Origin of the sequence: Pseudomonas sp. SWRI68 (assembly GCF_014269165.1) — a bacterium.
Classification (GTDB): Bacteria; Pseudomonadota; Gammaproteobacteria; order Pseudomonadales; family Pseudomonadaceae; genus Aquipseudomonas; species Aquipseudomonas capeferrum.
In genome coordinates, this window is record NZ_JABWRU010000016.1 from 22,312 (window position 1) to 36,691 (window position 14,380).

9 protein-coding genes, 1 tRNA gene and 1 pseudogene are annotated in these 14,380 nt (G+C 62.0%); 7 read left to right on the forward strand and 4 right to left on the reverse strand.

The window, feature by feature from the left end; all coding sequences use genetic code 11:
• Positions 1–169: 169 nt before the first annotated feature.
• From HU770_RS20090 to HU770_RS20100, 3 genes are read left to right on the forward strand one after another with little or no spacing between them, the layout of a single operon-like run.
• Positions 170–1,714 carry an OmpA family protein gene (locus HU770_RS20090; RefSeq protein WP_095064934.1) on the forward strand — a complete coding sequence of 515 codons (1,545 nt, stop codon included), beginning with the start codon at positions 170–172 and terminating at the stop codon, positions 1,712–1,714.
• Between the two features lie 22 nt (positions 1,715–1,736).
• Positions 1,737–3,362, forward strand: a complete 1,626-nt coding sequence (locus HU770_RS20095) for a hypothetical protein (RefSeq protein ID WP_186665136.1) — start codon at positions 1,737–1,739, stop codon at positions 3,360–3,362.
• On the forward strand, positions 3,359–4,192 hold the full coding sequence (locus HU770_RS20100; protein ID WP_186660504.1) for a hypothetical protein: 834 nt from the start codon (positions 3,359–3,361) through the stop codon (positions 4,190–4,192). The genes HU770_RS20095 and HU770_RS20100 overlap by 4 nt, the downstream gene beginning before the upstream one ends.
• 39 nt (positions 4,193–4,231) lie before the next feature.
• On the opposite strand, the gene HU770_RS20105 is transcribed toward HU770_RS20100, so the two are convergent.
• Both HU770_RS20105 and HU770_RS20110 read right to left on the reverse strand, forming a co-directional pair.
• Positions 4,232–5,962 (reverse strand): dipeptidase, encoded by a 1,731-nt coding sequence (locus HU770_RS20105; RefSeq protein WP_186660502.1) that lies wholly within the window; start codon positions 5,960–5,962, stop codon positions 4,232–4,234.
• A 161-nt stretch (positions 5,963–6,123) separates the two neighbouring features.
• A tRNA-Arg gene (locus HU770_RS20110) sits at positions 6,124–6,200 on the reverse strand.
• A gap of 186 nt (positions 6,201–6,386) precedes the next feature.
• Here HU770_RS20110 and HU770_RS27135 point away from each other — a divergent pair.
• The 4 genes and pseudogenes from HU770_RS27135 to HU770_RS20130 all read left to right on the forward strand — a co-directional run.
• A pseudogene (locus HU770_RS27135) lies at positions 6,387–6,923 on the forward strand (aryl-sulfate sulfotransferase); the annotation flags it as partial.
• Between the two features lie 310 nt (positions 6,924–7,233).
• Positions 7,234–8,676, forward strand: coding sequence for an NADP-dependent succinate-semialdehyde dehydrogenase (gene gabD / locus HU770_RS20120; RefSeq protein WP_186660500.1), 1,443 nt, complete (start codon positions 7,234–7,236; stop codon positions 8,674–8,676).
• A gap of 182 nt (positions 8,677–8,858) precedes the next feature.
• Positions 8,859–10,136, forward strand: a complete 1,278-nt coding sequence (gabT, locus tag HU770_RS20125; protein ID WP_033703273.1) for a 4-aminobutyrate--2-oxoglutarate transaminase — start codon at positions 8,859–8,861, stop codon at positions 10,134–10,136.
• 136 nt (positions 10,137–10,272) lie between these two features.
• On the forward strand, positions 10,273–11,535 hold the full coding sequence (locus HU770_RS20130) for a response regulator (protein WP_186665138.1): 1,263 nt from the start codon (positions 10,273–10,275) through the stop codon (positions 11,533–11,535).
• 469 nt (positions 11,536–12,004) lie between these two features.
• Here the strand turns inward: HU770_RS20130 and HU770_RS20135 are convergent, their stop codons facing one another.
• Positions 12,005–13,036 (reverse strand): sensor domain-containing diguanylate cyclase, encoded by a 1,032-nt coding sequence (locus HU770_RS20135; protein WP_186665140.1) that lies wholly within the window; start codon positions 13,034–13,036, stop codon positions 12,005–12,007.
• A 100-nt stretch (positions 13,037–13,136) separates the two neighbouring features.
• Complete coding sequence (gene desA / locus HU770_RS20140) at positions 13,137–14,321, reverse strand: delta-9 fatty acid desaturase DesA (protein WP_047582890.1); 1,185 nt, start codon at positions 14,319–14,321, stop codon at positions 13,137–13,139.
• Positions 14,322–14,380 lie beyond the last annotated feature (59 nt).

Sequence of the window (14,380 nt, forward strand, 5' to 3'; positions counted from 1 at the left end):
ATGGAGGCGATTGAAAAACGTCATGGTTGAGCCGATTGCGTACTTCGCGCAGGAGGCAGGCCAGATTTAGTGTGCTGGGGACCTTCCTGGGGGCGGTAATGTTCCCAATAATCTGTGACAATGCATGTCAAGTTGCCATCATCTAGACCTCGTTCGGCAAGGAGCCGCAATGCAAAGTATGTTTCGCCTTACAGCGCTAAGCTGCGCCTTCATGATCGCTGCCGGTTGCAGCAGCCAACAGAGGGAGAGTATTTCCAAGACTGTGAAAGACATTGGCAAGGACTACGGCCTGCCAGTGCTCTGTGGTGTCGGGGCCGTGGCCGGGGGGGCTGCCGGTTATGCCCTCAAAGGCAAGGACGGCATCTTGCCGGGCGCCGCAGCTGGCGGCGCCTTGGGTTGCGTCGTCGGTTATGTGTGGCAGTCCCGCCTGCAGGAGCTTGACCGCATCGCCAAGGAAGAAAACCTGAAGATCACCACCGAGCAGTTGACGGTCGCCTCGGCCGCCGTGGTAACGGCGGTGCCTGAACAGGCAGGCCTGGTGACTCAGATCGAGGACACCGGCATGTTCGCCACCGGCTCCGACCAACTGACCGCAAGCGGCCAGCGGGCCGTGGCCAAGCTGGCGCAGATGTATGCCAAGCCTGCGGCCAGCGACAAGCAGGCTGCCGCCAAGGAGGCGCAAGCACGTCGCCTGCTGATCGTTGGCCACAGCGATGCGGTGGGTAATGCCGAGTTCAACCAGAAGCTGTCCGAGCGCCGCGCCAAGACGGTCGGCAAGGTCATGCTGCAGGCCGGCATCCCGGCCGGCGCGATCTACTACCAAGGGGCCGGGGCATCGCGCCCGATCGCCGACAACAGCGACCCGCTGCTACGTGGCAAGAACCGCCGCGTGGAAATCGTCGAGCTGGCAAACGAACAGGCCCTGGTAATGCGTGCCCAGGCCGAAGCGAGCAACACCCGCTACCTGCACTACGGCACCTCGACCGCCGCCAAGCCCCGTCAGGCGGCCACCACGGCGCAAGCGAGCAGCAAGCCTGCGCCGACCAAAGCCACCACGGCGCAGCGTACGCCTGCCGCGACCAGCACCAGCACCAGCACCAGCACCAGCACTGCCAAGGCCGTTGCTGGCGCACGACCGCAAGTCGATTTCGCGGGTACGCCGGTTGCCAGCTACAACTGGACCATGGCCCAGAACATCAAGCCGAAACAGAGCGGTTTCACGCTGATCAGCAGCGCCTACGCGGCGCAGATGCCGATGTCCAGCTGCGAAGCCGACCGGCCACGCAATGCCGGTGAAGTGCTGAGCATGGCCAATGACCAGCCCTTGCAGCGGCGCGCCACCAAGGACTATCTGCCGGGCTACAACAACCGTGTCTGGGCCAACCTGGTCAACGGGCACCTGGTGACCGTGTCGCCGGTCTCGATCTTGCGCGAGAACGCCCGGGTCGATCGCCAGCCGATCCTTCAGCTGGTCGAAGACTACAAGCTGCCCACCCAGCACAAGACGCGGACGATGAACGCCGTGGCCAACACCTATGAAGGCGAAAGCGAAGTGCTGTACCGGGTCTTCGCCAGTGATGCCCAGGCCTCGATTTCCTGCATGGATATCGTGTTCAGCAAAGGCAACGCCGAAGTCAACGAGGGTGCCTTGTTCTATGCCGCCGGCAGTGACGCGTATGTCGCTTCCTACAAGCCGATCCCGGCCAAAAAATAAATCCCCGTCAAGGACGTCCTGAATGGAAGACTTTTCGCTTGCTGCACTCAAATCGCTGATTCTCGCTAATCAGTTGCTTTCCGCTGGCCTGCTTTCGCTGCTGATCACGGCGGTGATCGTGCGTAACTACTGGGAAGAGGTGTCCTACTTTCTGATCCGTGTCTGGCACAGCTTCCCCTTGATCGGCACGGTGGCGCGCTTGTCGCGCAAGCCAGCTTCGGTCGACGGTGACGGCTGGATCAACCACGAAGTCAACCTGGCGAACGTGTACAACAAAAAATTCAAGCTGTACGCCAAGGACGCGAACGCCTACAGCGCCTACCTCGATTACCTGTCCAAGGCTGGTGAGGCCGGGCGTTCTGCGCGCCCGTGGTGGGTATTGGCGGTAGTACTGATGTTGGTGGTGGTCGAGGCCATGGGCTTCGCCTATGTGGTCGCCGGCTGGGTGAACATGGATGCCTCCACCAACGACCGTCATTGGCTGACCGCTTTTGTGGCGATCCTGCTGGCCGTCGCCTCGGCGTTTCTTGCCGAAGCCGCCGGGCACGCGTTGCACCACAACAGCCTGGTCGCCCGCGCCCGCCACTGGTGGCAAGGTGAAGAGCCCTCCAAGCGCTCCCGCTCCCTGAAGTCCAACAAAGCGATCAACCTGGAAGACTCGTTCGACGACTCGGACAAGCCTGACTACGAGCAGCTGCTGGCCCGCGTAAAGGATGTAAACGCCAACGTCACGCGCAAGTTCTTCTGGTTGATCACTTGTGGTGTGTTCGTGGTTGCCATGGCCATCGGCGCCTTCGTCATCCGTTCGGCCACCCTGGACAGCATCGAGACCGAAATGGTCAACGGCATGCGTGCCGAAGCGTCCTCGCAAAGCAGCACTGCAGGTTCGCCATTCGACCTTCCGGCAGAGTCCCAGGCCATCAACGATGAAGCGGATAACGCCACCATCGACGACAAGATGCAGGCGATCCGCAAGGCCAGCCTGACCACCTATGTGATGCTGTCGCTGATCTACGTGGCGATTCAAGGCATCAGCCTGTGGTTGGCGAGCCGCTACTTCTTCGCCGGTACGCACTCGCATACCGCCTGGCAGCGTACCCACAAGTACGCCACCTCCGAAGAGATGCTCGATGCAATGGATCAGCAGCGTTCGGCCATCGCCAGCCATGCCGATGACAAGCTGCGTCGCCTGCAGACCTTGTTGTCCAGCCGCGATCACACCGATGCCAACGTGCTGACTGCGCTGGACGGGGAAAATACCGCCCGCCGCAATTTCCTGAGTTTCGTCGAGCACAAGGCAGACAAAATCTCGGAGAAGCCGGAAAAGCCAGTTCGGCCCGTTGAAGCCGTTGCGCCAGCGCCAGCTGCGGTCGCCGTCGCCGCCGCCGCCGCGCCGGTCGAGCCCCAGCCTGCCGTTGCCCCAGCTGCCCCAGCTGCCCCAGCTGCCCCAGTTGCGGCAGCGGTCGAGCCGGCCGCTATCAAGGCGTCTGACTTCCACGATGTCACCGGCCTGCCGGAAGAAAGCCTGGCCGCCGCCAGCCGTGCGCTGAATGTCAGTGAGGCGCAACTGCGTGATATCCGCGAGCAACAGCAGGCGCTGAAGGCGCTTGGCCTGTTCCCGGCGAACAAGGAGGGCATGCTGTCATGAGGCTTGCCAAGGCCCTGATCCTTGCGCTGGCGCTGCCGTGTGCAGCGCTGGCCGCCGAACGCAACGACCTGCAGAGCTGCTACACGCGCAACGGCCTGGCCGATATCAAGCCAGCAGGGACCGGCCGCGAGCTGGTGGTGATCATCGATCAGACCATCCCGATGCCTGAAGACCTGCAACGCAGCAGCTGGGGCCAGATCGACCGGTTCGTGCAGCCGGGCGATCGCGTCAGGCTGTATACCTTCTCGGCGTTCCTGCCGGGTGAGTATCAGCGCCTGGTGTATGCCGGCGAGCTGGACATGCCGTTGCAGGGCGAGGTGCGTGACGATGTGAACATGCGCAAACTGCGTGGCCTGGACCAGTGCCTGGCGACCCAGAAAAAAGCCTTTCAGGCAGGCTTTGGCGGCTTGTTCGTGAAAGGCCTGCGTGAAGCCCGCCAGGATATCCCCAAGAGCGAGATCATGAACACGCTGCGCCGCGTGGGTGACGACATGGGCAAGGAGCAGGGTGTCCAGGAGCGGGTGGTGTACCTGATTTCGGACATGCTCGAGCATTCCGACTACACCAGCTTCTACGCCGCCAATCAGATCAAGCAGCTGGATGTCGCCAGCGAGCTCAAGCTTGCGCAAAGCAAGGGGCTGTATGCGGACCTGCAGGGTGCACGGGTGTATGTGTCTGGCGCAGGCCTGGTCACCGACGCGGTGAAGCATGCCTACCGTTCCGGCAAGACCATGGATGCGCTGAACAACTTCTGGGCGCAGTACCTGAATGCGTCCAACGCGACGCTGGAAGGCTTTGGTACACCGAGCCTGAGCACCGACCTTCGGTAATCAGACACTGGGGCCGCGCTGCGGCCCCAGTGTGCTTGCTTACAGCTTCGGCATCTGCCCGATGCGCGCGACCATCTCGCTCACCACCTGCAGATCCAGCATGAACTGCTCCACGGTCTTGAACTCGTTGTCGTTATGCCCGGTGTACTTCACATCAGGCATGGCCAGGCCGAATTGCACGCCGTTGGGCAGGTCATGCACCGAGGTGGCACCCGCCGAGGTGCCGAACTCATGTTTCATGCCCAGGTTTTCGCTGGCCACGGCCAGCAGGGCCTTGACCCATTCGCCTTCCGGGTTGCGGAACATCGGCTCGTCGAGGCTGTAGTCGAAGGCGACCGGGACATGGCTGGTGCTGGTCCATTTGCCCAGTCTGGCTACCAGTTCCTGCTTGATCGTGGCGACCGGCTTGCCTTTCGGGATGCGCAGGTTCACCGCCAGTTTCAGCCCCTTGTCATCCACGCCGACGAAGGTCAGCGAGGCGGTCAGCGGGCCCATGAACGCATCTTCGAAGCCTACGCCCAGCTTCTTGCCCAGGTAGTCCAGGCCCCAGTTGTCGTTGGCATAGCGAGCGGCGTCGGTGAACTGGTTGTGCTTGAGCGGCACCTGTTGGCCCAGGCCATCGATGAACACCAGCATGCGCGCCACCGGGTTGACCCCAGATTCGGGCTCCGAAGAGTGGGCCGAGACGCCGGTGACGGTCAGCAGCACGTCCTTGCCAGCCACCTTGGCGTCGATCTTGAAGTCACCGCCATTGCCCTTCACATACTCGGCACCGGCCTTGTTCAGGCTTGCGGCCAGTTCAGCCGGCTTGTCGCTGGCCAGGGTGGCTACCGAGGTGGTGGGGATCTGGTTGGTGGCCAGGCCGCCGGTGAGGTGAGTAATTTCAGCGCCCTGGCCGCTGGCGGCGCGTTTGTCGAAGCTGGCCATCACCGTGCCGTAGCCCTTCTCGGCTATCACCACCGGGTAGCCGCCATCGAGCGCCAGGTTGTAGTCGGGCGTCGGGTTGCGCTCGAAGTAGTAGGGGATGGCATCCCCGCTGGTCTCTTCGGTGGTGTCCACCAGCAGTTTCAGCTGCCGGGCCAGCGGCAGGTTTTCGTCCTTGGCCACTTTCAGTGCATACAGCGCCACGACGATGCCGTTCTTGTCGTCTTCGGTGCCACGGCCGTACATGCGGTCACCTACCAGGGTGACCTTGAACGGGTCGAGGCGGGTGCCATCGTCCAGCTTCCAGTTGTCCGGGTTGACCGGCACCACATCGGCGTGGGCATGGATGCCGACCACTTCCTTGCCTTCGCCGAGGGTGATCTCGTAGACCCGGTTGTCGACATTGCGGAAGTTCAGGCCAAAGCCTTCGGCCAGGGCTTTGATCTTGTCGGCGATCTTCAGGAATTGCGGGTTCTCGTGCTGCGGCACACCGTCGACGCTGACGGTGGGGATGGCCACCAGTTCACGCAGGGTTTCGGTGGCGGCCTTGCCGTACTTGATGCGGGTATACAGGCCCAGCAGGCGGTTGATCTCGTTTTGCTGTTCGACGGCCAGGGGTTTATTGGCCAGGTAGGCGCTCAGCGTTTCGCCGAGGTTGTCGGCCTTGGCCAGGTCGCTGCCGTTGAGCTTGCCGATGAACTGCTTGAAGTCGGCAGGGTCGGTGCCGTCGTAGGCCTTGATGATGGCCGCAGATTGTTGCTGGGAGAGGTTGGCCTGGGCCGGCACGCTGAACAGGCCGATACTGGCCAGCAGCAGTGAGGTTGCGGTGAGTTTTTTCAGGTGCATGGGTGCGCGCATTCCTTCGCGAATCGTTGTAGGGAGGTACCCGTTCGAAAAACGGGAAGGTGCCCACGCTAACACCAATGCTCTGCGGTACGGGAGTACCAGAAACGCGACATGTCGCACAAACGAAAAAGCCCCGGGAATAATCCCAGGGCTTTCGAAGATGGCGCACTCGGCGGGATTCGAACCCACGACCCCTGCCTTCGGAGGGCAGTACTCTATCCAGCTGAGCTACGAGTGCAACGCGCACGCATGATACCCATCTGTTTCGGTTGCGTCCATCGCCTTGATCTGTGGCTGTTTTTCCCCGGGGTGATCCTGTGGCAGCGCGCTAGCCATTCATAGCGCAATCAGTTCAGGCCGCAGCCCTTCGACCCGGCGCGCCGGTTGCCGCAGACTTTACCGACCCCGTCGAAGCTGACCAGCGGCGGAGTGACGTCGGCCTGGTTGGCGGCGGGCTGTCTCGCACATCATCGAGGTCAACGAGGCGGGGGATGTACTCGACTTCTGGGGCCTGAACCAGATCCTCGACCCGTACCGTGGCGACCTGCCGTTGGGTGACACCGCTGGGGTGGGTGCCGGGCGCAACTGGGCGCACGTCAATGCCATCGATTACGACGCAGATGACCACAGCATTATCGTTTCAGCACGCCATCAAGGGGTGGTGAAGATTGGCCGCGACAAGGCGGTGAAGGGGATCCTCGCCTCGCCCCAAGACTGGCCGCAGCGGCTGCGGGACAAGGTGCTGACGCCGGTTGAAAGCGAGGGCTTTGACTGGTCGTGGACCCAGCACACGGCCTGGCTGGCCGGCAAAGGCACCTTGACCGTGTTCGACAACGGTTAGGGGCGTGACTGTGCCCCGACCAAACTGACCGGCAACTACAGCCGCGCGGTGGAATACAAGGTCGACGAGGCCAAGGTGGGGTATCGGGCGTTGGTGATCGACTTGGCCACGGCGTTTTGAGGTTTGATCGTTTTGTGATCAGGGGGGCTTTCGGGCGCTTGCCTTGGGTTTTGAGGTGGGGCGCTCGATCTCACAGGCGCTGAAAATCTCACGCCAAACACCCCCCTTTCACATTTCTCCCCGCCCGATCGTCTACCCTGTAGCGGCCGTTCTGCGGGCGATTTCAGATGGGCTGTTCAACCATTCGTTCTTTTTTTCGAACAGCCTATTGTCCTACACCCCAGCAGCCGCTTAGCATTCGTTTGAGATTTCAAACGCTCGATGCCCTGCTTTGGGCGCTTTTCAACAATCAACAATTCGGGAAGCCGACATGCAGCTCAAAGACGCTCAGTTGTTCCGCCAGCAAGCCTATATCAATGGTGAGTGGCTGGATGCGGACAATGGCCAGACCATCAAGGTGACCAACCCGGCCACCGGCGAAGTCATCGGTACCGTGCCGAAGATGGGCACCGCGGAAACCCGCCGCGCCATCGAAGCCGCCGACAAGGCCCTGCCGGCCTGGCGTGCCCTGACCGCCAAAGAGCGTTCGGCCAAGCTGCGTCGCTGGTTCGAACTGATGATCGAGAACCAGGATGACCTGGCTCGCCTGATGACCACCGAGCAAGGCAAGCCACTGGCCGAAGCCAAGGGCGAAATCGCCTACGCGGCCTCGTTCATCGAGTGGTTCGCCGAAGAAGCCAAGCGCGTCTACGGTGACACCATCCCGGGCCATCAGCCCGACAAGCGCCTGATCGTCATCAAGCAGCCAATCGGCGTTACCGCGGCCATTACCCCGTGGAACTTCCCGGCGGCGATGATCACCCGTAAAGCCGGCCCGGCCCTGGCCGCTGGCTGCACCATGGTGCTCAAGCCTGCTTCGCAGACCCCGTACTCCGCCCTGGCCCTGGTCGAGCTGGCTCACCGTGCCGGTATTCCGGCTGGCGTGCTGAGCGTCGTCACCGGCAGCGCTGGCGAAGTCGGCGGCGAGCTGACCGGCAACTCCCTGGTACGCAAACTGTCCTTCACCGGCTCGACCGAAATCGGTCGCCAGCTGATGCAAGAATGCGCCAAGGACATCAAGAAGGTTTCCCTGGAGCTGGGCGGCAACGCCCCGTTTATCGTGTTCGACGACGCCGACCTGGACAAGGCCGTCGAGGGCGCGATCATCTCCAAGTACCGTAACAACGGCCAGACCTGCGTCTGCGCCAACCGTATCTACGTGCAGGACGGCGTCTACGACGCGTTCGCCGAGAAGCTGGCCGCCGCAGTGGCCAAGCTGAAGATCGGTAACGGTCTGGAAGACGGCACCACCACCGGCCCGCTGATCGACGGCAAGGCTGTCGCCAAGGTCCAGGAGCACATCGAAGACGCGGTCTCCAAAGGCGCCAAGGTGCTGGCCGGTGGCAAGCTGATCGAAGGCAACTTCTTCGAGCCGACCATCCTGGTCAACGTGCCGAAGACTGCTGCTGTCGCCAAGGAAGAGACCTTCGGCCCGTTGGCGCCGCTGTTCCGCTTCCAGGACGAAGCCGAAGTCATCGCCATGTCCAACGACACCGAGTTCGGCCTGGCTTCGTACTTCTACGCCCGTGACATGAGCCGTGTGTTCCGTGTTGCCGAGGCCCTGGAATACGGCATGGTCGGCATCAACACCGGCCTGATCTCCAACGAAGTCGCGCCGTTCGGCGGCATCAAGGCTTCGGGCCTGGGCCGCGAAGGTTCCAAATACGGTATCGAGGACTACCTCGAAATCAAATACCTGTGCATCAGCGTCTGATCACCGGTTAAAAGGCTTTACCTCTGCCAGCGGGGCGCGAGAGCGACGTCTCGCTGGCCTTTTTTACATGCAGTACCTGGTGGCCAGGGCGTTCACGGCAGTCGATCAACGAATACTGTGCGCGAGCACTCCCAGCCACCCCCGAATAAAAGCGCCATTCCGATCGGCGCAATGAGGGCATTATGAGCAAGACCAACGAATCCTTGATGCAACGCCGTGTAGCTGCCGTCCCACGTGGCGTCGGCCAAATTCACCCGATCTTCGTTGATACCGCGAAGAACTCGACCGTGATCGACGTTGAAGGCCGCGAACTGATCGACTTCGCCGGCGGCATCGCTGTACTGAACACCGGCCACCTGCACCCGAAAGTGGTTGCAGCTGTGCAAGAACAGCTGACCAAAGTCAGCCACACCTGCTTCCAGGTGCTGGCCTACGAACCCTACGTAGAGCTGTGCGAGAAGATCAACAAGCTGGTCCCAGGCAACTTCGACAAGAAGACCCTGCTGGTCACCACCGGCTCCGAAGCCGTTGAAAACGCCGTCAAGATCGCCCGTGCCGCCACTGGCCGTGCTGGCGTGATCGCCTTCACCGGCGCTTACCACGGCCGTACCATGATGACCCTGGGCCTGACCGGCAAGGTCGTGCCGTACTCCGCTGGCATGGGCCTGATGCCAGGCGGCATCTTCCGCGCACTGTTCCCGAACGAACTGCACGGTGTGAGCGTCGACGACGCCATTGCTTCGGTCGAGCGCATCTTCAAGAACGATGCCGAGCCTAAGGACATCGCCGCGATCATCCTGGAGCCTGTTCAGGGTGAAGGTGGCTTCCTGCCGGCGCCGAAAGAGCTGATGCAGCGCCTGCGCGCCCTTTGCGACCAGCACGGCATCCTGCTGATCGCCGACGAAGTGCAGACCGGCGCTGGCCGTACTGGCACCTTCTTCGCCATGGAGCAGATGGGCGTCGCGCCTGACCTGACCACCTTCGCCAAGTCGATCGCTGGCGGCTTCCCGCTGGCCGGTGTGTGCGGCAAGGCCGAATACATGGACGCCATCGCCCCAGGTGGCCTGGGCGGCACTTACGCCGGTTCGCCGATCGCTTGCGCCGCGGCCCTGGCCGTGATCCAAGTGTTCGAAGAAGAGAAACTGCTGGACCGCAGCAAGGCCGTTGGCGAGCACCTGGTTGCCGGCCTGCGCAAGATCCAGGACAAAAACCCGATCATCGGTGACATCCGTGGTATGGGCTCGATGATTGCTGTCGAAGTCTTCGAGAAAGGTACTCACACCCCGAATGCCGCTGCTGTTGGCCAAGTAGTTGCCAAGGCACGTGACAAGGGTCTGATCCTGCTGTCGTGCGGCACCTACGGCAACGTCCTGCGTATCCTGGTCCCGCTGACCGCCGAAGACGCGCTGCTGGACAAAGGCCTGGCCATCATCGAAGAGTGCTTCGCTGAACTGGCCTAATGTGACGCGCTTCTGAAAAAACCCGCTTCGGCGGGTTTTTTTTGTGCCCAGAAAACCTGAGGGGCGCTATGGTTGACGCAGGACTTGCCGAGGAAGCTGCGACGGATTGCGTGCCAGGGATATTCAGGAGTTGGCCATGAGCGCTGTAGACCCCACCCCACCTTGCGTATTGATAGTCGAAGGCGACCCGTGGGTGCGTGACATGCTCAAGGAGATGCTGCTCAGCGTGCGCTGCGACGCCCGGCTGCAGGTCTGCGCCGACGGCTCGCAGGCACTGACCGCGCTATCGAGCAAGCCCGACCTGATCATCGCTGCGCGTGAGCTGGCCGGCGTCGATGGCCTCGACCTGCTGCGCAAGGTGCGCGCCAAGGGCCCTGGGTTGCCGTTCATTCTGATGAGCAACCGCAGCGACAGCGCCAGCGTGCGCGAGGCGTTGCCGTTGCACCCCACGGCTTATCTGAGCAAGCCACTGAACCTGGAAAACCTGCGCAAGCGCCTTGAAGAGCTGCTGCTGGCCGTGGGTGAGGAAATCGCCTGCCCGGTGCCGCACTTGCAGCCGGGTGCCAGCCTGCCTGGTTACCTGGAACAGCGCCGCGCTACCGCCGATGGTGGGCCGCTGCTGGCCGATGTGCAGGTGGCGATCAAGCGGGCGCTGAACCCCCAGGGCCTGAACCTGAAGGTGCTCGAAGAGGAAGTGCGCAACGACCCGCAGGTCACGGCGGTGCTGATCGCCGCCGCCAACAGCGCTGCCCTGCACCGCGATGCGCCCGTGCAGACCCTGCTACAGGCGTTGAACAAGCTTGGCAGTACCCAGAGCATGAACCTGATCCTGGGCATGACGCTCAAGCGCAGCGCACGGCTGAGTGACCCGCTGCTGGCGCAGCATGCGGCCCACTACTGGAACCTCTCGCTGCACTGTGCCGAATACGGTCGCAGCCTGGCGCGCATGCTCGAACTGGACGAAGGGCGTTGCTACTGCGCGGGGCTGCTGCACTGCCTGGGTGACCTGGCGGTGTTGCGTTGCCTGCAGGAGTGGCGCCTGGCCGGTGGGGAGCTGGACGAGGGCAGGGTGCAGCAGTCACTGGATGAGTACGGCGCAGCGTTTGGTTCGGCATTGCGCACGCGCTGGCGCTTGCCACTGGCGCTGCGCGAATTGATCGCGGCGGTTTACCAACTGGGCGGTGGCGTGTATTCGCGGGAGATCCTGGCGATGAACCTGGCCGGGCAATTGTCGCGGCTGCCGACGGGTCATGGGTTGGAGTCGGTTGCCAGTAACAAGACTGCGCGGCTGCTGAAGATCGGCTTGCCGGAGCTGAGCCGGTTGCGCAAGGTGGAAAACCCTGAGGTGAAGCCGCAGGGTGAAGAATCACCTGTGAACGAAAATGGGGCGGATACCTGAGATCATGAGAAAGCCGCATGAAACGCCCTCTGGGTTCACGCTTGCACCCGTTCGGGGTCTGCCTGAAATGACAAAACCCAGCCTAGGCTGGGTTTTGCAGGTCCCTCAAGGGGAATAAAACGCTAAGTGCCTCTAAGGGCTACGTGGGCACGATAATCGAGAAGCTCCCCATAATTGCATTCCAGTATTTGCCCTACCCTCGGCTCGAATTTGATAGCCATGTGTCACCTAGAGACCTTTACGACAGGCTTGATGATGTCACATGGTATTAAGCAGTTGTTTGCTCAGTGGTGCTCAGGAATTAATTTTAGATTTTTCCCACGCGACACCGCTGAATCACTGTAAGAACTTTTGTTGTTATATTTATAGACTTGGTTTTTCAGAAGTTTCCTACAGCGATCTATGTATTGTTTTGTGGAATTTCAATCGCGACTCTGAGCGTGTCGCAGGCGAGAAAGTTTTCACCTAACTACCCCCGTACGATCTGGTTCTTCCCCTGGCGTTTGGCCCGGTACATCGCCGCATCGGCGCGGGCGAACAGGCTGTCCAGGGACTCGTCCTCGTCGCTCAACGCCGTCAGCCCCTGGCTCACGGTCACACCATATTCGTGATCGCCATGGCTGAAGCTCAGCCGTTGGATCTCGCGTTGCAAACGCTCGGCAATCTGCTCTGCCACCTGCGCATTGCAGCCAGGGAACACTGCCGCAAACTCCTCGCCACCAATACGCCCGAACTGGTCGCCCCGGCGTAGCACGGCTTTGCCGCTGTCAGCGATGCGTTGCAGTACCTGGTCGCCTTCCTGGTGGCCGTAACTGTCATTGACCTGCTTGAAGTCGTCGATGTCCAGCAGCAGGAATGCCAGGGGCGTGCCGTCCTCGCGGGCGCTGTCGAACGCCTGTTGGGCGCATTCGAAGAAGTGCCGGCGGTTGCTGCTTTGGGTCAGCACGTCGGTGGTGGCCAGGCGATGCAGTTCGCCTTCAAGCTGCTTCTTCTCGGTGATGTCCTCGGCGATGCCGACAACGATCACCCGCTGCTCGCCCTCGCGCTGCTGGTTGATGTAGCACTTGTCGCTCAGCCAGCGCACCTGGCCTTCGGCATTGAGGATGCGGTACTCGCGGTCTTCCACCGAACCTTTGAGCAGCACCTGGGCCAGGCTGCGCTCGGCGTATTCGAGGTCGTCGGGGTAGATGCTGTCGCGCCACTCGTTGTAGTCGGCCAGCACCAGGCTGGCCGGGCGGCCAAAGATGCGTTCGTAGGCAGGGCTGACGTACAGCACCTGGCGGGCTTCCCAGTCGAACGCCCAAAGCACGGCGTTGACGCTGTCGAGCAATGAACTGAACAGCTGTTCGCGCTCACTCAGGCGCGCGACTTCGCCTTGGGCGTGAAGCAAGGCCAGCAAGGTTTGGGCGGCTTCTGGAGGTGGGGTGCCGGGCAGGGATGTTGGGAGTTTTTTGGCCATGTGCACGGAGCGAGTCTCGACAAGGAAGCGTGCGGCCAGCATCAGGCCCGCCACGCGGGCGATGTGCCGGGTTGGAGTCGAAACCAGAGGGGGAAGTTCCGAGCGGCACGCCCTGCCAGAAGAGCGTGCCGATCAACGGCCTTCAGGCGCCAGTCGGGCGCAGGGAGTAGGTCTTGAGCTGTGCGGCGAAGTCGTGCAGGGCGTGAATACCGCTGGCTTCGGCCTCGTGCACCCAGTCCTTCATGGCGGCGAGCATGTCGTGGCCATTTGCGCTGGTGCGCGCCCAGATTTGCTGCAAGGCCAGGCGCTTTTCGTAGATGACCTTGAGTGCCTGGCTGTGTGCGAGCAGCGACTCGATGCGTACGTGGTGGCGGTCTTCCAGCAGGCTGGTCTCGCGCGACAGCAGGCGCTTGGCGCGGCGGAAGCGGTGGCGTACCGACGCATCGACCTTGGCCAGTTCCTGCTGGACCAGCGGGCCGATCACCAGCTTGCGGTACTGGGCCATGATCTGGAAGCGGTTGTTGAGGATGGCCATGGCGGTGTCCATGTCCAGGTTGGCCTTGCCTTCTACCCGGTGGGCGATCGGTGCCACGCGCTGCACCTTGGCCAGGCGCAACATGCAGAACAGGCGGATCCAGGCCCAGCCCATGTCGAACTCCCAGCGCTTGACCGAGAGCTTGGCCGAGTTGGGGTAGGTGTGGTGGTTGTTGTGCAGCTCTTCGCCACCGATGACGATGCCCCACGGCACCAGGTTGGTGGCAGCGTCACGGCATTCGAAATTGCGGTAGCCCACCGCATGGCCAAGGCCGTTGACCACACCGGCAGCCCAGAACGGAATCCACATCATCTGCACCGCCCAGACGGTGATGCCGAGGGTGCCGAACAGCAGCAGGTCGATCACTGCCAGCAGGGCAATGCCGCCCAGCTTGTAGCGCGAGTAGAGGTTGCGCTCGATCCAGTCGTCCGGGCAGTTCTTGCCGTAGATGCGCAAGGTTTCGGGGTTGCGCGCCTCTTCGCGGTAGAGTTCGGCGCCTTTGCGCAGGACCGTGCTCAAGCCCTTGTGTACCGGGCTGTGCGGGTCGTCCGGGGTTTCGCACTTGGCGTGGTGCTTGCGGTGGACGGCAGTCCACTCGCGGGTGTTCTGCGCCGTGGTCAGCCACAGCCAGAAGCGGAAGAAGTGCTTGAGCGCGCCATTGAGCTCCAAGGCCCGGTGCGCGGAGTAGCGATGCAGGTAAACCGTGACGCTGACGATGGTCACATGGGTCATCAGCAGTGTGATGCCGACCAGTTGCCAGGCCGACAAGTCGAGCAGGCCGTTGTACCACATAGGTGTTAAAACCCTCGAGAACACAGGGGAAGGGCATGATTATCCCTTGGCAGGGAAAT